The 17,998-nt window shown below is 44.4% G+C and carries 15 protein-coding genes and 3 pseudogenes; 14 read left to right on the forward strand and 4 right to left on the reverse strand.

The genetic code is table 11. From position 1 onward, the window contains the following. Positions 1-374: 374 nt before the first annotated feature. The 3 genes and pseudogenes from KCO92_RS06015 to KCO92_RS06030 all read right to left on the reverse strand — a co-directional run. Positions 375-1,132, reverse strand: a pseudogene (locus KCO92_RS06015) (hypothetical protein); the annotation flags it as partial. 152 nt (positions 1,133-1,284) lie between these two features. Next, a complete protein-coding gene (locus KCO92_RS06025; RefSeq protein WP_104695673.1) occupies positions 1,285-1,707 on the reverse strand; it encodes a hypothetical protein in 423 nt (140 codons plus the stop codon). A 14-nt stretch (positions 1,708-1,721) separates the two neighbouring features. Beyond that, positions 1,722-1,964, reverse strand: a complete 243-nt coding sequence (locus tag KCO92_RS06030; protein ID WP_104695672.1) for a hypothetical protein — start codon at positions 1,962-1,964, stop codon at positions 1,722-1,724. A gap of 374 nt (positions 1,965-2,338) precedes the next feature. Between KCO92_RS06030 and KCO92_RS06035 the strand changes: the two genes are divergently transcribed. The 9 genes from KCO92_RS06035 to queF all read left to right on the forward strand — a co-directional run bounded on the left by KCO92_RS06035 (position 2,339) and on the right by queF (position 13,654). Next, positions 2,339-2,884 carry a hypothetical protein gene (locus KCO92_RS06035; RefSeq protein ID WP_104695670.1) on the forward strand — a complete coding sequence of 182 codons (546 nt, stop codon included), beginning with the start codon at positions 2,339-2,341 and terminating at the stop codon, positions 2,882-2,884. 234 nt (positions 2,885-3,118) lie between these two features. Beyond that, positions 3,119-3,433: an SEL1-like repeat protein gene (locus KCO92_RS06040; protein WP_158653565.1), complete on the forward strand. Its 315-nt coding sequence runs from the start codon at positions 3,119-3,121 to the stop codon at positions 3,431-3,433. After that, positions 3,421-4,458 carry an SEL1-like repeat protein gene (locus KCO92_RS06045; protein WP_104695668.1) on the forward strand — a complete coding sequence of 346 codons (1,038 nt, stop codon included), beginning with the start codon at positions 3,421-3,423 and terminating at the stop codon, positions 4,456-4,458. Before KCO92_RS06040 ends, KCO92_RS06045 begins: the two co-directional genes overlap by 13 nt. Then, the gene (locus KCO92_RS06050; RefSeq protein ID WP_104695677.1) at positions 4,448-5,479 is read left to right on the forward strand and encodes a tetratricopeptide repeat protein; all 1,032 of its coding nucleotides are present in this window, start codon (positions 4,448-4,450) and stop codon (positions 5,477-5,479) included. The genes KCO92_RS06045 and KCO92_RS06050 overlap by 11 nt, the downstream gene beginning before the upstream one ends. A 463-nt stretch (positions 5,480-5,942) precedes the next feature. Further along, entirely contained in the window at positions 5,943-7,937 is a 1,995-nt protein-coding gene (locus KCO92_RS06055; RefSeq protein WP_233710471.1) for a methyl-accepting chemotaxis protein, read from the forward strand. Between the two features lie 280 nt (positions 7,938-8,217). Then, positions 8,218-10,032, forward strand: coding sequence for a methyl-accepting chemotaxis protein (locus tag KCO92_RS06060; protein WP_104695667.1), 1,815 nt, complete (start codon positions 8,218-8,220; stop codon positions 10,030-10,032). A 108-nt stretch (positions 10,033-10,140) separates the two neighbouring features. Continuing rightward, complete coding sequence (locus KCO92_RS06065; RefSeq protein ID WP_104695666.1) at positions 10,141-10,389, forward strand: RNA-binding S4 domain-containing protein; 249 nt, start codon at positions 10,141-10,143, stop codon at positions 10,387-10,389. A gap of 21 nt (positions 10,390-10,410) precedes the next feature. Continuing rightward, positions 10,411-13,221 (forward strand): isoleucine--tRNA ligase, encoded by a 2,811-nt coding sequence (ileS, locus tag KCO92_RS06070; protein WP_104695665.1) that lies wholly within the window; start codon positions 10,411-10,413, stop codon positions 13,219-13,221. Further along, the gene (queF, locus tag KCO92_RS06075) at positions 13,214-13,654 is read left to right on the forward strand and encodes a preQ(1) synthase (protein ID WP_104695664.1); all 441 of its coding nucleotides are present in this window, start codon (positions 13,214-13,216) and stop codon (positions 13,652-13,654) included. Before ileS ends, queF begins: the two co-directional genes overlap by 8 nt. 78 nt (positions 13,655-13,732) lie before the next feature. On the opposite strand, the gene KCO92_RS06080 is transcribed toward queF, so the two are convergent. Then, complete coding sequence (locus KCO92_RS06080) at positions 13,733-14,245, reverse strand: flagellar FLiS export co-chaperone (protein WP_104695663.1); 513 nt, start codon at positions 14,243-14,245, stop codon at positions 13,733-13,735. Positions 14,246-14,362: 117 nt separating this feature from the next. Between KCO92_RS06080 and KCO92_RS06085 the strand changes: the two genes are divergently transcribed. The 5 genes and pseudogenes from KCO92_RS06085 to KCO92_RS07460 form a co-directional block, all read left to right on the forward strand. After that, on the forward strand, positions 14,363-15,673 hold the full coding sequence (locus KCO92_RS06085; protein WP_104695662.1) for a M99 family carboxypeptidase catalytic domain-containing protein: 1,311 nt from the start codon (positions 14,363-14,365) through the stop codon (positions 15,671-15,673). Beyond that, entirely contained in the window at positions 15,670-16,353 is a 684-nt protein-coding gene (locus KCO92_RS06090; RefSeq protein ID WP_104695661.1) for a 3-methyladenine DNA glycosylase, read from the forward strand. The genes KCO92_RS06085 and KCO92_RS06090 overlap by 4 nt, the downstream gene beginning before the upstream one ends. Further along, positions 16,340-17,362 (forward strand): uroporphyrinogen decarboxylase, encoded by a 1,023-nt coding sequence (gene hemE / locus KCO92_RS06095; RefSeq protein WP_104695660.1) that lies wholly within the window; start codon positions 16,340-16,342, stop codon positions 17,360-17,362. The genes KCO92_RS06090 and hemE overlap by 14 nt, the downstream gene beginning before the upstream one ends. A 234-nt stretch (positions 17,363-17,596) precedes the next feature. Next, positions 17,597-17,725: pseudogene (locus KCO92_RS07455) on the forward strand (IS200/IS605 family transposase); the annotation flags it as partial. Beyond that, positions 17,697-17,998 (forward strand): annotated as a pseudogene (locus KCO92_RS07460) (RNA-guided endonuclease TnpB family protein); the annotation flags it as partial. The pseudogenes KCO92_RS07455 and KCO92_RS07460, both read left to right, overlap by 29 nt.

The following is a 17,998-nucleotide window of genomic DNA, read 5'->3' on the forward strand; positions in this document are numbered from 1 at the left end:
AACGTTATCAAAACTATTAAGCGGTAGTAAAACGTGAGTAAAGGTAAACTTGGCATCTGTGTGTGTGCAGAATGCACACACTAGCACGGATAACGCTACAATGAAGTAGCCCCATGCTATACAAAGCAGGAACTATTATCAAAATTGTTAGAGTTTAGGTATTTAAGTTTAGAGAAACTGGCTAAAATGGGACCGATAGGCTCAAGTGAGGGCGTGCCAATGCGCCCTTGCGAGGGTTTAAGAGACTTAATAGAATCTCCGAACTTGCCCTGTGGTTCTGTTGGGGCTCACAATCTTGCTCGAGACAAAAAAACTGGGGGTTTCTCCCCTGCAAGGGAGACTTCTTTTGATTGGGGTTTTGCTTCTAAGGGGGCGATCTCTTGGATAATGCGCATGAAAAATTGCGCAAAAAGTTCGTTTTTAGCCTTGCCTAATTCCTTGGCATAATCGTTTGCGGTTTTTGAGAGCGCTACTTTGGCCTTGTTTGTGCCCGTTTTAGAAATTTGGGTTTTGCTTCCTGCCTCTGCATAGGGCGGATTGATGTAAATGATCAGCTTGGAGCGTTGTTTGGAATCTTTTAGGATGGCTTGTAAACTCTGGGGCAATTTACTCAGAGGGTCTTGCAAAAAATCAAATTGGAAGATATTTTCGAGCAAAAGAGCTAACTTCCCCTTGCTTGCCATCGCTTTCATGATCTCTACATCGTTTTTATCTAGGGTGCTGGCATAAACATTGCTCGGGTTGACAAACCCCACTAATAAATTGCCCGTGCCCGCTGCCAAGTCCCAAATAATATAGTCGTTTTCGTACTTGTCGCCTAAAATCCTTTCTAAATACCTCTTGGACTTCTGCGCCCATATCTTGGGAGTGTAAACGCCCCCTTGTATTCCCACACCTCTTTTCCGACTAAAAGGTCGCGTCTTTCCAAAATGAAGTCTTGGTAAATGGGGGCAGGCGGGCGTTGGTAAACCTTCCAAAACTCTGTGTGCGCTTGTTGGTTATTTTTAAAATCCGCCCGCGTGATGTATATCAAGCCCTCTTTAATTTCTATATTGAACTCGTAGTGATCGCCCACTAAGCGGGTATTTAGCTCTAAAATGGTTTGGTTCTTGTCGCTAAGAAGATCGGCTAATTGACATACTCTCCCATAACTAAAGTTAGGGGATTCTAACTTTAGTGGAGATCGCGGCTTCAAGCAGGACAGCTCCGTTTGGAGTCTTACGTTCCCTATTCCAAAGGTTGATGCCCCAACCCCAAGGGTATTACCCCTTGATTGCACAAATATTAGCACAGCCATGCTGGTGCTAGCCTTATATCCCCATAGCTAAAGCTAGGGGCTTTACGGCGTGGCTGGTAAAAATCTACATCTAAAATCTCTGCTTTTGCCATTTTGTCCCATGCAATGCTGATGGAGGGCTTAACCTGTTTGCGCCATTTTTCTCTAAAAATTTCCTCAAAATTCAGCGTGTCTGTGGGCGTAACAAGGCTGGGGATGGAATGCAAGGACTGGATAAAGTTTTTAAACTCGGTTTCCTCTGTGGCGTATGTAAAGCTCCTTAAATGCGCCTCTAGGAGCGGGCTTAAGCGCGCCTCCACTTCTTTAAACTCTTTAGAGCGGGTGTTGCTAGGAGCAAGGGTGTAGGTCTTGCCCTCTAATTCTCTTAAAAGCGGTTCTAGCTTATCTGTGGCGACCACATTGAAGCACACAGCATCAAACGCGCCTAAAAAAGGGAGCTAGGCGTACTCGAGGGCGTTGCAATAAAGTTAAGATTAATTGGGTGAGTGCTTTTTATTGGATCGTAGACCCCTGCTTTTGCCTCCGCCCAAAGTAGGGGTCTGGGGAGTTGCTTTTTAGGGGCGTAAATGTGGAAATCGATTTGATCTCCACTGCAAATAAACTCTTTAAAATAGCGTTCTCTGATGGCATTTTTGAGGGGCTCTTCAGCGGGGGTGGAGAAATCCATGAAACTTCTTAAAGTTTTAAGGGTATTTTGTCCAAATTGCGCGTAAAATCCCTAGCTTTAGCTATGGGGAGTATGTCAAATTCTCAGGGGAAGATTGTCATAGTCTATGGGTTTTTTAGCCATAAATGCTCCTTAAAATTTCTTGCTATTGGTCTTGTTGAGGATACCTTGCGCAATCTTCTACATAATTTCGCTAATAGTAAAAAATGGTAACGATTTTTGGTGCCATTAAGCATCATTTGTTCCAATTCATCTTGGGGTGTTAATTTAGAGTGAGTTGGCATGTCCTAAATGAAGATTATTGTCTAGCAACAATCTAAAAAATACTTTATACTACTACCAGTCGCCCATTTCCAAACTCACCAAGGATTTTAATGGATAAGCTGTTTGATAAACAAGCCATAAAACAAACTTTACATGCCGCCAATATTTTTTTGTTTGCCTTAATCGCGTTTTACATCGTTTTTATTCACGATGATTTACGCGCACGGGGAATTGATATAGTTTTATTCACAATGTGCCTTAAGATGGGTTCTGTCATTTTAGCGTTATGCCCTGATAAACGCATCTCTTTAGGGCTTATTGCTTTAGGATTTGTGCTATGTTATTTTCCCTCTCCCCCTCCTCCAAGATACATGGGAGCAATCGTATTTAGCGTGGGAGCTCTCATCTTTTGGGCATATGTTGGTGATAAAAAATGGTGGCTTCTTCCCATTCCACTTTTAATCACTATTACTCTTACCTTGCTTAAGTTGTATAAGTGGGATGCATTCATGTTAAAAGCCACGTTGATGTACTATGGCATTTTACTTTTTTGCATGCTTTGCACTTATCCCATTAGAAACAAACATTGGTTTTTGCGCTGTTTGGTGGCGATATTTGTTTTGTGGTTTCTCTTTTTTAAAATGGTGTTTTATTGACATACTCCCCATAGCTAAAGCTAGGGACTTTACGGTGCGAGTAGGTAGATAAATTACAAAACATAGCCCCGCAGGACAAGTTAACCATAGTGAGCTTGCGAAACGATACCTGAAGGGTAATGGTTAGTTTGTAAATTAACCATTTGCTAGCGCAAACCACTCACAAGCTCGTTTGGAAGTTTGTTGCTCAAGCGCTGCGAGGGCTTTAGAGAATGCGTTAGAAGGGGTAGAGATTTGTCTCAGGGTTTCTTTGGGCTTGGTCTTGTGATCTCTTGCATGCTCTACACAACAGCCTGCGCATTGGATCGCGAAGAGTTTCACGATAATTGTAATGATACTAATCACCTCAAATTCTCCATCCAAGCAGAAGCCTACGAATATGGCAGAGGGGTAACTAAGAACTTGAAAAAGGCACTTTATTACTACCAAAAAGCCTGTAAAATAGATTGGAGGTGGGCTGAGGATTGCGCTAAGGCTGAACACCTTAAACAGGCGATAATCCTAACTCTAAAACCAAGCATTAAAGGAGTGCAGGTATGGTTAATGTGATTAAAGCGGTGCTAGTGAGTGTGTTGGTGTTAGCAAGCATGCATGCCCAAAGCGATCGGGATAGAGATTACGCCATCGCAAAGGATAATCTCTATAGCACAACCATGCTAAAGGCTTTGGAGTATTTTAGCAAACTGGCTAAAGAGGGGGATGCTAGAGGGTATAAGGGCTTGGGAGATGTGTATTATTTTGGTGGCACAGGCGTGGAAAGCGATCTTAAAAAAGCTTTCCAGTATTACCAAAAAGCTGCCAAAATGGGGAATGTGGGAGCGTATGTAAAATTGGCAGGTTTTTATGAGTGTGGCTTTAAAAGTGGTGATTTTATGGTCGCTAAGAATCTCCCAAAAGCCCTAGAATACTACCACAAAGCTGGGAAAATGGGCAATTCTAAGGCGTATTTGGAGTTAGGCTCTACGTATGACTTTGGCAACTGTGCGCCAAAGGATATTAAAAAAGCTCTCCAGTATTACAAACAATCTGCACTAATGGGCAATGTTGAGGCGTGTATCATCTTGGGGGGCATGTATAGGTCTGGTAGGGATGTGTCCAAGGATGCACAAAAGGCTATAGAATACTACCAAAAAGCTGGAGAGAGTGGTCATAAACATGAAATTGGGGAGATTTTCGAAGCAAGAGATGGGTATCTTGCCATAGCGGACATGTATGTGATAGGGGAGGGTGTCCCCCAAGATGACCAAAAAGCCCTAGAGTATTACCAAAAAGCTTACCATAGCAAGGCTGATGCTTATGAGGCTTTAGGGAATGCTTACAGAGATCATGGCACTCGAATGACTCGGAATCTGCCTGCTTCTGTAAGAAATATCCCCAAAGCCCTGAAGTATCTTAAAAAGGCAGCAGAATTAGGAAGTATGGACGCTAATACTAGTTTGGGAGATATGTATAAACGGGGCGAGGGTGTCCCAAAAGATTATGACAAGGCCGTGGATTATTACTGGAAGGCTTGTGATTTGGGCGACTCGGGCTCTTGCGATGAAGCGCGAGGAAGAAGCTATGATGGTGATTGAGGTTGGGGTGGCTAGACTTGCAAGCATGTTAAAAATTATACTACTTTGGATGTGTTGCTTAGGGGTAATGCATGCCAGCGATGCGGATACTTACTTTGCCCACGCCATAAGGGCTTGGGAATATGAGGACGCACACACAGCTAAGATCTATTTTTCTAAACTGGCAAAAATGGGAGATAGACGGGGGTTTAGCGGTTTGGGCATGCTCGATGTCAATTGGTGGGATTATTCAGGCTTTATAGTTCCGGATAGAAGAGAGATATATCGAAAGGATCGTGTCAAATACAAAGAAGCGCTCCAATACTTCCAAAAGGCTGCAGACATGGGCGACGGGTTAGGGTTTTTTGGGCTAGGGTATATGTATTTTTGGGGACATGGGGTCTTAGAAGATAAAACAAAAGCCCAACAATATCTTCAAAAAGCCTGCCAAATCTGGGAAAAGGAAGGCAAAGAGGGGAATGTGCAAGCCTATGTCTTTTTGGGGAGATTGTATGCAGGACAGCTACAATATAAGGTGCCTGACTTTTACAACGATCCTCAAAAATCCGTTGCTTACTTTAAAAAGGTGATGGAGATGGGGGATCCTAGGGGGTATTTTGAGCTAGGCGAGTTTTATAATCAGAAAAAAGAAGAAGCGCGCGAAAGCAAAAAGTTTCAAAGCGCATGGGAGTATGAAGAAAAAGCAGAGGAATATTACCGAGAGGCAGCAGATCTAGATTATGCGATTGCTTATTATCGTTTGACGAGGTTTATACACAATCGCGACAGCATCCATGAATACCTCCAAAAATCCGCGGATATGGGGTATGGGACGGCTTGTTATGAACTAGGCTATGAAGCCTACAATTGGGATCGAGACACACAAAAAGCCTTAAAATATTTCAATAAAGCTTGCACGATGGGTGATTACGAATCTTGTTACCTTGTGTATTATATCACGGGGAAAAAACCCGCTAAACCTGTGGAACCCGCTGAACCTATGGAAAAAGGCTTTTGGGATTGGTTGCGGGATTTGTTTTAGGGGGTGGCATGTTTAAGAAAGATGTTTAAAGTGTAGTCAGTCTATGGGTGTTTGCGCAGACTAAGGGTTGATTGTATGAGCTCTAGCTCTGACATGGTAGAAAATCCCATTTGGTTGAAAGCGGTGGTGGTATTAGATTATGCTCGAATAGACATACAACAAAACCTATTCGCTCTACCTCTCTAGCGGTAAAACAAAAACTTTTAGACATGCCCTAGAACAACATAATGTCCATTTGGCAGGTGTATGAATATTTCGTGAACTGCCCCTCCCTAAAGGGAGGAGCTTCCTAACTAACATAAACGCATCGCATTGAGGAATGTCTTGGAACGCAATCTCTGTGCGAAATCTCTCTTGTATTAAGAGATGGGCTAGCAACTAGAATTTTTATTTTGTAGCAGCTCTGCATTTACTCTATTTTGCCTTTTCTAATCTAAAATGGCGTCTTTGTTAGGAGTCTTTGTTGGGCTTGTTAAATAGTTTAAAGCTGCAAAGCAAGATTGTATTGATAATCTCTATTCCTATGATTGCCCTTCTGCTCTTCATGTTCTGGCAGTTGCGCAACACTTATAGTTTCTTGGTGCGCAATGAGGATTTGGCGCGCCAAATTGAGGTGTCTAAATACCTATCCTTATTGGTGCATGAGATGCAAAAAGAGCGAGGGATGAGTGCGGGTTTCTTGTCTAGTGGGGGAGTGCAATTTGCTAGAGAGTTACAAGAGCAAAGACGATACACAGATACAAGACTAAAACAGCTTACAGAATTTCTAAACTCTACTGTGCATCTAAATTCTGGTTACACGCATGTTTTGCAAAAGGGACTTAATCTTTTGGCCAAATTGCCCCAAGTGCGCAGTGCCATGGAATCTAGGGATAAAAAGGCGATTGTGGATAGCACGGTTACATACTTCACACAGATCATTGATATATTCCTTGATACCGTCTTACAATCCATTAAAATAATCCCTAATGCCCACATCTCTGATGAAATGATGAGTTATATTAATTTTCTTTACGCTAAGGAGATGTCCGGACTGGAGCGGGCCACGGCTAATCGAATTTTTATCGCAAATGCCCCCGCTGATCCCCAATACGCTCACTTCATCGCTCTATTAGCCAAGCAAGGAGTCTTTGAAAAATTTTTCTTGTCCTTTGGGGACGCGCAGAGCGTGGCGCTATTCCATCGTGTTTCCAAAGATCCAAGTTTTAAGAATGTGGAGACGATGCGTCAAAGATTGATGGAAAAATATCTCGTAGGAGGTTTTGGTATTGAGCCTTCGGTTTGGTTTAACACTATCACCAAGAAAATTGATTTACTGAAACAGGTTGAGGATGGTATCAGTGCTAATGTTGCAAAGCTCACTGCCATTGAAATCACAGAATACACCCATTATTTTGTGTTTCTAGTAATCTGCGAGGCACTACTAATTATTGTCACGACAGTATTATCCTTCTTAGTAGTGCGCAATATTTTCAGGAGATTGCAAAAAGTCAATAAGGCACTAGGGCATATCGTAGACAATAAAACTTTCACTGATAAGATTACTATTACCGCCAATGATGAAATAGGTTTGATGACCAAGTCCGTAAATGTCTTCATAGAATACATGCGAGACACTTTGCAAAGAATCTTCAAGGAGGTGCAAAATAATACGGCCATCTCTAAGTCTTTAAGCACCATTTCTCTTGACTTGGATTCAAATTCTAAACAAATTGAACAAATCAGCCATCACAACACAGATCTAAGTCATTCTAGCCGACAAATATTGGATTCGAGTATGGCGGTGTCTATTTCTACTAAGGAGCTTCTGGAGGGCGTGTTAAAGAATGTGTCTGACACTAAAGCGGCGGTGGCTGTGATCGATGAGCATGTCCAAGGTAATATGGCCAATGAAGAGAATAATGTTGTGAAAATGCAGTCTTTATCCACAGAGGCGCAAAATATACAAAGTGTCCTAGATGCGATCACAGACATAGCCAAGCAGACGAACCTGCTGGCGCTCAATGCGGCCATTGAAGCCGCACGCGCGGGTGAGCATGGGCGGGGTTTTGCTGTGGTTGCCGATGAAGTGAGAGCTTTGGCTGAGAGAACTCAACGGAATATCACAGAGAGCGAATCCATTGTAAAGCATATCCTAGAATCCATTGCTAAGATCAATCAAGAGAGAAAAGATAATCTCATATTGATGCAGACCTTAGTCCAACGCTCAAGTCAAATGCAAGATCATGTAAACCATCTCTCTAGCACCATCACCAATGTAGTGGACCAGTCTCTCATGAATCTGAATAATATTAATAGAATAAACGAGCATACTGCAAGTGTCATTGAAAATGGAGATAAAATCGCCTCATGTGTGCAGGATTTACTCAAGATCAACGACTCCATGCAAAAATCCTCTCATGAACTCAATAAACAAACTATCGATTTGAATGACTTCTTGAGCGTGTTTAAGGTTTAAATCCAAATGCTCTTGCGATTTTGACATGCTCCCCATGGCTGAAGTTAGGGGCTTTAGAGCGTAAGGCGTAAGTATTTTAGTACTACAATAACGCATGCATGGCATAGGGCAGGTGGTGTGCCAGGCTACGCTCTTAGGGATTGATGTGTAGGGACCTGTGGGAAATGAGTTGAGGTGCTAAACGCGCCTTGCTGTGAGTAATATCGATCAAGGAGACCTGAGTGGTGTTTGGGACTCCACTTGGCATGATCACATGAACAACGCTGATGAAGGCATTTTGATGAAGCAGAATGAAAGAATCTCTCCACACCCCGTGGACATAAACTCTGAAAATAACGCTCCTAAACACTCCTTTTCCTTAGGAAGACAGATCATTGCCCTATGGTTACTGACAATCGTATTGATAGTTACCATCTTACTCCTCTTTATGCAAAATAATCAAGAAACACTGGGTCGTGTCAATAAACTCATCGATACTGACTTACAACGCATGCTAGGAGAAAAGCTCAAATTGTCTATAGATGCTACAAGTTTTCACATCTCTCGCGCTACTCAAGATGCTCCCACATTAGAAGCTAAAAAACAAATGGCTATCAACATGCTCAAGGGTTTTCGTTTTGAACAAGATAAGTCGGGGTATTTCTTTGTCTATGACAAGTATAGCCCCGTTTATACTGCTAATCCCAAATACCGTCTAGGTGTCAGCATGGAAAATATTAAAGACAAAAATGGTGTACCCTATATCAAAAAGCTCTACGAAATCGCTATGGCTGGGGGTGGTTTTGTCTACTATGTCTCACCTAAGCCTCTTCCCGATGGCAATGCACGCTACACCCAAAAAATTTCCTATGCGCAAAAAATCGAGGGCATGCCCAATTGGTGGGTGGGTGGAGGCGTGTATATGGATAATGTGTCGCAACGCACGCGGATGATTACGGGGCAAATCAGCCGCGGTCTTAATGATAAATTTTACCTCTATGTGGCTATTGTGTTGCTCTTTTTACTCACCGTAGTGGTTCCTCTCTACTATCTTTTTTACCGCAAGATCACCGGAGGTATCCGTGCGCTAAACAAGGGCCTTAAGGATTTTTTTGCCTTTGTCAACTATAAGGACGCTAATGTGCCCGAGGCGATTGCCCTGCGCTCAAGAGATGAACTAGGCGAGATGGCATATGCACTCAATCATAATATCCAAGAAGCTGTACAGCACCTACAAGCCGATCAGGCCCTCTCCAAGGAGGCGCTGGTGGTCTTGGATGGTGCACGTACGGGAGATTTCACGCGCAATATCCACTCGCGTGCTATCAATCCAGAACTCCAACACCTAGGCGCTAATCTCAACGATTTTTCTAACTTTTTGAGAACGATTTTTTGCAATATTTCCAACACTATCGAAACTTATTCCAACAACGATTTTAGAGAAAGCATGAGTACGGCCCATTTACAAGGTGGCTTTTTGCAACTGGCCAATAACATCAATACTTTGCAAGCGAGCATTGTAAAATCACTGAAACACTCTTTAGATGTGGCTCATGCGCTCTATCAAGAAACCCATCATCTCAACGAGAGTACCCACAGTCTTCAAGACGCATCACAACAACAGATCAAATCCTTAGAACAAACCACAAGCGCGTTGGATAAAATTGCCGATTCCATGCATAATATCAATCATAAGAGTCAGGAGGTGATGGAGCAATCTGAGGGGATTAAAAACATGGTGCTCATCATTAATGAAATTGCCGATCAAATCAGTTTACTCGCACTCAATGCAGCTATTGAGGCCGCACGGGCGGGCGAGCACGGGCGGGGCTTTGCTGTGGTGGCCGATGAAGTGCGTAAACTGGCTGAGCGCACCCAGAAATCGTTAGGAGAGATCGAATCCAATACCTCTGCACTCACGCAGTCTATCAATGAAGTTGCCAATGCCATTGAAGCACAAACCCATGGCATCACCCAGATTAACACCGCCATGGAAGCCCTAGAACAGACCATGGTGCACAACACGAAGATTGCCACCACTTCCTCTACAATCAGCGAAAATGTGCAAAGGATTGCCCAGAATATTCTAGATGAAGCCAATAGTAAGAAGTTTTAAGACCCCAGAGCTTTCATTGAAGCGCGACTAAAATCTATTAACATTTTAAACTTCCAAAAGTCTCTATACTCTTATTCCAAATTTAGGCATAAAATGCTATAATGACGCATGCGTATTGACAAATTTTTAAATGCTACTAATATTACCAAAAGACGCGCAATCGCTTTGGATATGCTTAAAGAGGGTGTGGTGCGCTTGAATGGAGCACCTATCAAACCTAGTAAAGAGGTCAAGGTGGGCGATGTGATCCAGCTCACCTATTTGGATCGCTCCAGGTCTTACCGCGTGCTAGCCATCCCCACGCTTAAAACCATTCCTAAAGCCCAAAGCCATCTGTTCGTGCAAGAATTAGAATAAATCCCAATAGAAAGGTTTTTGATGCAAGATTATAAAGACAGCCTCATCCTCCCTAAAACTTCCTTCCCTATGAAAGCCAATGCCATTGCCAACGCCCCCAAACTCTACGCGCGCTGGCGTGAGCAAGCGGTGTATGCCCACATGTTAGACAAACGCCAGGACGCTTCAGAAGGTTTTATCTTGCATGATGGCCCCCCCTATGCTAATGGACACCTACATATCGGGCACGCGCTCAATAAAATCTTAAAAGATGTGATCGTCAAGCACCAGTATTTTTTAGGTAAAAAAGTCGATTATGTGCCCGGGTGGGATTGCCATGGCTTGCCCATCGAGCAACAAGTCGAAAAAGATTTTAAGGACTCCCAGCACAGACTACCCCCAGAGCAACGCCACACTCTGAACGCCCTAGAGTTTCGGGATCGCTGTTACGCACACGCCCAGAAATTCATTGGGGTGCAACGCGAGGAATTTTTGCGTTTGGGTGTGGTGGGAGACTATGAAAAGCCCTATGAAACTTATAAGTACGAGTTTGAGGCCAGCATCTATGAAATGCTCTGCATTGCCGCCCAAAAGGGCTTGCTCAAACAACGCTTTAAGCCCGTCTATTGGAGTTGGGCGTGCCAGAGTGCGCTAGCTGAGGCAGAGGTGGAATATAAAGAAAAACAATCCGATTCGATCTTTGTGAGTTTCCCCCTCCAGCCTGCCAGTGCGCAAAAACTCGCCCAAGAGGCGCATTTTAGCACGCAGGAGTGTCCTCAAGAATTTGCCCTTGTGATCTGGACCACCACTCCTTGGACCCTAGCGGCTAATGTAGGCATCGCGCTCAAGCCTAAGACCACTTATGCGATCACCTCCAAAGGGCATGTCATTGCGCTCTCTCTTGCCCAAAAATTGCTGGAGAAGGGCATTTTAGAGGGGGAAATTGTAGGGAGCTTTGAAAGTGAGTTGCTAGAAAAGGCTTTAGCGACCAATCCATTAAACCAACGTGATTCAGTGGTGCTACTAGGCGATCATGTTAGCTTGGAGGAGGGGAGTGGTGCGGTGCATACCGCCCCCGGGCATGGTGAGGAAGACTATCATTTGTGTTTGCGATATGATTTAGAAGTTTTGGTGCCCGTAGATGATTATGGGCGTTACGACGAGGAAATCTTGCGCAAGAAGCTCTTGCCTGAAGAGTTTTTAGGCCAGCATGTGCTCAAAATCCAGCCCAAAATCATCGAGTTGTTGGGCGATTCTGTGTTGCACCATAGCACCATCACCCACTCCTACCCGCATTGTTGGCGCACGCATGAGCCCATTTTATACCGCGCCACCACGCAATGGTTTATCATGATGGATGTGCCCTTTTTACAAGAAGATGGCAGTTCTAAAACCCTGCGTCAAGTTGCCCTAGAGGCGATTGAGGATGTCGCCTTTTACCCCAAACAAGGCAAAAACCGCCTCAAAGCCATGCTAGAGCAACGCCCCGATTGGTGTGTATCCAGGCAGCGCAACTGGGGCGTGCCTATGGCGTTTTTCTTAGATAAACAAACCCAAGAGCCCCTACTAGAGGAAGCGGTCTTAAAGCACATCTATAACATCTTCAAAGAAAAGGGTTGTAATGCGTGGTGGGAGCAGAGTGTAGAGGAGCTTTTGCCAGCACAGCTCAAGCACCTAGCCCCTAATTTAGAGAAAAACACCCATATCTTAGATGTGTGGTTTGATAGTGGGAGCACTTTTAAGGCGGTGTGCGAGGAACGCTTGGGGGTTTATCCTAGCGATTTAGTGCTAGAAGGGAGCGATCAACACCGCGGATGGTTTCAAAGCTCTCTGCTCTTGAGCTGTATCAAGCACTCCCGCGCGCCCTTTAAAGGCGTGCTCACACATGGCTTCACCGTGGATGCTAAGGGGCATAAGATGAGCAAATCTAAGGGGAATGTCTTTTCTTTAGATGAGGTGCTCAACACTTATGGCAGTGATATTTTGCGCCTGTGGGTGGTGATGAATGATTACCAAGATAATTTGAGCGTTTCGCATGCTTTCTTTGCCCAAACTGCTGAAGGATATAAAAAAGTGCGTAACACCCTGCGCTTTTTGCTGGCTAACACGGCTGGGCTAGACACTCTAACTTCCCTGCAAGATTTGAGCTTGATCGATTCTTGGATTTTAGCCCTCAGCTCAAAGGTCTTTGCCCAAGTGCAAGAACACTTTAAACAATATGACTTTGTAAAGGGCTTGCAAAAGCTCTTTGCCTTTATCGCTAATGATCTAAGCGGAATTTACATGGATATTTGCAAAGATAGCCTATATTGCGATGCCAAAAATGATCCTGCTAGGCGCGCGATTCAAACAACCATGCTCTATTTAGCACACCATTTGAGCTTTGCGCTCGCTCCCATTCTCACCTACACCATTGAGGAGGTGTTAGAACATGCCAGCCCTCTATTTAAAGAAGTAGCGCTAGCAGGGGGCGGTGTCTTTGATCTTAAAATGCCTTTCTTGTTTGAAGGGACACAAGCCCAGAGCGTGCTCGATCAATTTGAACGCCCCTTAGAGTTGCGTGCGCGCTTTAGCGAGGCACTAGACGGACTTAAAAAGGACAAGCAAGTTAAAACCTCCCTAGAGGTGCAAATTTACTTTAAAAACCCCCAGGATTTGGAATTTACCCATTATGTGGAGTGGCTCATGGTGAGCGCCGTAGGCGTGTGGGAGGGCAATACAGAGGGCATGTTATTAGAAACCCCCGATTTTGTTTTAGCACGCGCCTCTTTAGAAAAATGCCCGCGTTGTTGGCGTTTCCTAGCCCCCCAAGACGATCTTTGCGGGCGTTGTGTTGAAGTCTTGCATGCCTGAGAGTTTGAGTCATTTGGGGGGTAAAACAAGCTATCCTATCACCTATAGCCCCCACCTGCTGGAGGCCTTTGACAACCCCCACCCGGGGCAGGACATTTTTACCTGCCTAGAGAGTGAGGAATTTACCAGTCTGTGCCCCATCACCGCCCAGCCCGATTTTGCGCGTGTGCGTATCGCCTATATCGCCCATTTAAAAATGGTAGAGAGCAAATCGCTCAAACTCTATCTCTTTAGTTTCCGTAATGAGGGGATGTTTGGGGAGGATTGCGTGGGAAAAATCTTAAACGATTTGGTTACCCTTTTAGAACCCAAATACCTAGAAGTGCAAGCCCATTTTAGCGCACGCGGAGGGATCACCATTACCCCCTTTGCTAATTACGCCACTTCTAATTATGCGGACTTTAAGCGACAGAGACTACTAAAGTTTTGTTAGGTTAAATAAAACAACATTCGCACGCTAAGACCGCGGATGCCACCCACCCTCTCCTTAGCAATGAGTGGCTTCAGTCCCTTAAGAAGTCTTCATAAGACTCGATAAAACATCTTTGTCGAAGTGAGGTGTATTGAGTGTGGGGGGTTTTTGGAAAACCTGCTTGCTGGCCACACTCTCTTGAATCGACGCCAGAGCGTCTTTGATCTGCACTAACCCCTGCTCCAAGCTTTGGCGCATCGCCACTAGGCCCTTTGATTCAAGTAATTCCAAGGGGTGGGGTATTTGGATTTGCAAGGGCTCTTGGGAATCTAAAATAATCTGCAGGCACATGCCAAAGAGGTCCTGCTCTTTAAAACGCGCTTTCTGCACTACTTCTTGCATGCTTTCATGAGCATCTGACTCTAACTTGAGGAGTTTTTGGCAGGCAATCTGCAAGGTTTGCAACGCCCCAATGCTCTCATTAAGACCCTTGATCTCGCGATTAAAGTTTTGGATTTTGCTAGTCTTGTGCTGAGTGTCTAAAATGCCCAGATCGGCGGGGTCAATCGCACCCAAGTGCTTTTTGAATACTTCTAACATCTTTTCTCTCATAACGCATCCTTCTAACAAGATAGAATATTTCAAGCATTTTTTATTCCTTTTTTTGTGGAGCGATCCCTCAGCTTTTTGGATATAATGGCAACCTTACCTTAATTCAAGAGAGCGCTTATGAGACCTTTGTTGCTATGTTTGATGCTTGTATTGCCATGTTTGGCTCAGGCGGAAAAGTCCGTCCATGTGGTGAAGAAAATTGGGGATCAAAAAGGACCTACACTTTTACTCATGGGGGGCATTCAGGGCGATGAACCCGGAGGGTTCAACACCACTAATATTTTCTTAACACATTATAAAATCTTATCGGGTTCCGTGTGGGTAGTGCCCGTGCTCAACAAGTATTCGATGCTTTTGAACCATCGGGGAGTTTACGGTGACTTGAATCGCAAGTTTGCCTATTTAAGTCCTAATGACCCAGAATATCCACTCATCCAATCTATCAAACACCTCATCACAACCCCAGATGTGAATGCAATCTTACACCTGCATGATGGAAGCGGGTTCTACCGCCCCCGCTATGAAAGTGCCTTGCTCAATCCGAGGCGTTGGGGTAATTCTTTCATTATCGATCAAAATGCCTTGACCCATGTAAATTTTGGCGACCTCAAGGATATTTCTTTGAAGACCACCCAACACATCAATACCCACTTGCTCAAACCCTTGCATCGTTACCATATCCATAACACACACACAGCCAGGGGCGATAAGGAGATGGAAAAAGCCTTGACCTATTTTGCCATCAAACATGACAAACCCGCTTTTGCCAATGAGGCCAGCAAGGAGCTCTCTCTAGCCCAGCGCGTTTATTACCACCTCTTAGCTGTAGAGGGCATGTTACAAGAATTAGGCATTCGTTATAGCAAGGACTTCACTCTGACCCCTCTAGCGATCTATCGCCTCATCAATGATCGCACGCTTCAAGTAACCCTCAACCGCAACACCACTCTGCCTCTCTATGGATTGCGCGATCATTTGAGGTTTTTCCCTTTCCCTAAAAACGCGTCAATCCATCAAATTCCTTTGGATTCGCAAAGCTACATCTTGGGTTTGTTGCCTCGCAAAAATCAAGTGTGGCTCAAATACGGCAACAAATTAATGACTCGTTTTGTACCCGAATACATGCCCTTTGATTATAGCCTTAAAGACATTCACATAGAGATTGACAACAAAACTCAACAGGTTGCTTTGGCGAGCATTGTCAATGTGAAGGGAAGTTTCAAGGTACTCCCCAAAAAGGGGTATCGTGTGAATATTATCGGATTTTCTCGACCCAATGAGGGGGGTAAACCCAATGAAGTAGGAGTGAAAGTTGCCCGTCGCGATCTCGCCTCACGTTTTTCTGTAGACACAAGTGGGCGCATTTATCGCGTGGAAGTCTACAAGGGCAATGCCTTTTGCGGCATGGTGTTGGTACGCTTTCTTTGAATCGCGTCTTTCACATTCTTAAAGCCCTAAAAGCTTTAAACCTACTTAAAAACGCTCCACCCCTGTGGTGGCCCAGTGCGGGGAGTTTTGAAGTAGTGGTGGGGGCAATTCTTACGCAACGCGCCCGATTTGAAAAGGTGCAAAAAAGTTTGGATCAACTTAAAAATACAGAAATGTTGAGTTTAGACCCCGATCGAAGCCTACACAACTTATCTCATATCTCTCAAGAATACCTAGCCAAACTCATTACACCCAGCGGGTTTTACCAACAAAAAGCGCATTATTTGATCGCCTTAAGCCAACACATTTTGGAGGATTTTAAGACCTTTGCAAGTTTTCAAGCAAAGGTAGACCGAGAGTGGCTCTTAGTCCAGAAGGGGATTGGCTTTGAGAGTGCGGACAGCATTTTAAATTACGCTTGTTTGCGCCCCGTGCTGGTGGTTGATACCTATACTTATAGACTACTCGCTTCCTTGGGGGTAGAGTTAGAAGACTACCATGCCATGCAAGAATTTTTTATGCGTGGCTTGCAAGAAAACTTAGAAGCCACTCTAGCCCTCTACAACCACCAACTCGATTTAGCTAGTATCTATGCCCGCCTGCATGGCAAGATTGTAGAGTGTATGCGCGCTAAAATCGACCTTAAACCCTACTTAAAGGATGAATATGATTTTTATTGACGCATGCTTTAGAAAACCCACCCCCTACACCCCCATTTGGCTGATGCGCCAAGCGGGGCGCTACCTGAGCGAATACCAAGAAGTGCGCAGACAGGCTAAGCATTTTTTAGACCTTTGCGCTAATGTTAAGCTAGCCACAGAAGTAACCCTGCAGCCCATCGAAATTTTGGATGTAGACGCAGCCATTCTCTTTAGCGATATCTTACTCCTGCCCCACGCCATGGGGTTACCCCTAGAATTCCTCCCCAATATGGGCCCTAAATTCTCACGCACCATCACCAACTTAGAGGACATCCAAGCCCTAAAACCACAGGCTCACCAGCAATTAGGTTATGTCTATGAAATTGTAGCTAATGTGCGTGCGCAGTTGGATAAATCTAAGGCCTTGATCGGTTTTAGTGGTGCGCCTTGGACTTTAGCCACCTACATGATCGAAGGGCAGGGGAGCAAGACCTATCAGCACTCTAAAAAATTGCTCTATGGCCAACCTCAGGTTTTGCACGCTTTGTTGGAAAAACTCAGCGCTGAACTTATCGCCTACTTGTCCAAGCAGGCAGAGGCGGGGGCAAACGCGCTCATGCTCTTTGATTCTTGGGCGGGCGCGCTGGAGTTAGAAGCCTATTTAACCTTTGGCTGGAGCTATATCCAACAGATCACCCACGCGCTTAAAGCCAAGCACCCCAATGTTCCCCTAATTATCTTCCCTAAGGGCGTTGGGGCGTATTTAGGGCATTTGAATGGAGATTTTGAGGTATTTGGCTGTGATTGGGGCACACCCTTAAAGATGGCACAAGAGATTTTAGGGGATCGCTATGTCTTGCAGGGGAATTTGGAGCCTGCGCGCCTTTACAGCCAAGAGGCGATGATTCAGGGGGTGGAGCGCATTTTGAAAGTGATGGGCAAAGACCCCGGTTTTATTTTCAACTTGGGGCATGGCATGATTGCAGATTTACCTCGTGTACACGCTTTGGAATTAGTGCACCTGGTGCGTGAGAAAAGTCGGCGTTGATAGGGGCTTTTGACATGCTCTAAGCTCAAGCTAGGGAATTTTAACCTTAGCAGAGAGTCGTGGCTTCAAGTAAGATTGTTCTGTTTAGAGTCTTATGTTCCCTATTTTTGATGTCCCAATCCCCAGGCTAATTTATGCAATCCTTAAGCACTTCTTTATTTCCCCCCCACCCCAAACCCCTAGCTTTGACTAGGCGGATAATTAGTGCCTGCTCTTTGAGCATACTCATACTCTATATCTTCCGCAGAAGGCGCGCCTTTGGAAGTGATCAAACAATACATCGCCAATCAACAAAACTCTGAAAGACCCAAACAAAAGAACAAGTGGAAAGATTATGTTAATCGTCTACAAGCAGAAACTCTACAATCAAGTAAAAATGAGCACATCGGCAAACTTCTACGCCTTTATGGCATTTGCTACAATCATTGTATTGCTTGCACAAGAGGGGCTATAGGCTAACTAAGAAGCACCTAAAGCTCTATACTCTGCAAAGACATATCGCCAAACTAAAGAAAACAACACGTTTTGCTTTTTAAAAACTCTGGGGTCTCAAACCTTGCAGGAGTTGGTAGAACGAATAGATAAATCTTACAAAAAGTTTTTCAAAAAGCAAAACAGACCCCCGTGTTTTAAAAA

It is taken from the genome of Helicobacter salomonis (assembly GCF_017979425.1).
GTDB classification, from domain to species: Bacteria; Campylobacterota; Campylobacteria; order Campylobacterales; family Helicobacteraceae; genus Helicobacter; species Helicobacter salomonis.

Excerpts from the sequence above, each read along its gene's own strand:
- KCO92_RS06030 (WP_104695672.1), bottom strand. The coding sequence starts at position 1,964 with ATGGATTTCTCCACCCCCGCTGAAGAGCCCCTCAAAAATGCCATCAGA.
- KCO92_RS06035 (WP_104695670.1), top strand. The coding sequence starts at position 2,339 with ATGGATAAGCTGTTTGATAAACAAGCCATAAAACAAACTTTACATGCC.
- KCO92_RS06045 (WP_104695668.1), top strand. The coding sequence starts at position 3,421 with ATGGTTAATGTGATTAAAGCGGTGCTAGTGAGTGTGTTGGTGTTAGCA.
- KCO92_RS06050 (WP_104695677.1), top strand. The coding sequence starts at position 4,448 with ATGGTGATTGAGGTTGGGGTGGCTAGACTTGCAAGCATGTTAAAAATT.
- KCO92_RS06060 (WP_104695667.1), top strand. The coding sequence starts at position 8,218 with ATGAAGCAGAATGAAAGAATCTCTCCACACCCCGTGGACATAAACTCT.
- KCO92_RS06065 (WP_104695666.1), top strand. The coding sequence starts at position 10,141 with ATGCGTATTGACAAATTTTTAAATGCTACTAATATTACCAAAAGACGC.
- ileS (WP_104695665.1), top strand. The coding sequence starts at position 10,411 with ATGCAAGATTATAAAGACAGCCTCATCCTCCCTAAAACTTCCTTCCCT.
- queF (WP_104695664.1), top strand. The coding sequence starts at position 13,214 with ATGCCTGAGAGTTTGAGTCATTTGGGGGGTAAAACAAGCTATCCTATC.
- KCO92_RS06080 (WP_104695663.1), bottom strand. The coding sequence starts at position 14,245 with ATGAGAGAAAAGATGTTAGAAGTATTCAAAAAGCACTTGGGTGCGATT.
- KCO92_RS06085 (WP_104695662.1), top strand. The coding sequence starts at position 14,363 with ATGAGACCTTTGTTGCTATGTTTGATGCTTGTATTGCCATGTTTGGCT.
- hemE (WP_104695660.1), top strand. The coding sequence starts at position 16,340 with ATGATTTTTATTGACGCATGCTTTAGAAAACCCACCCCCTACACCCCC.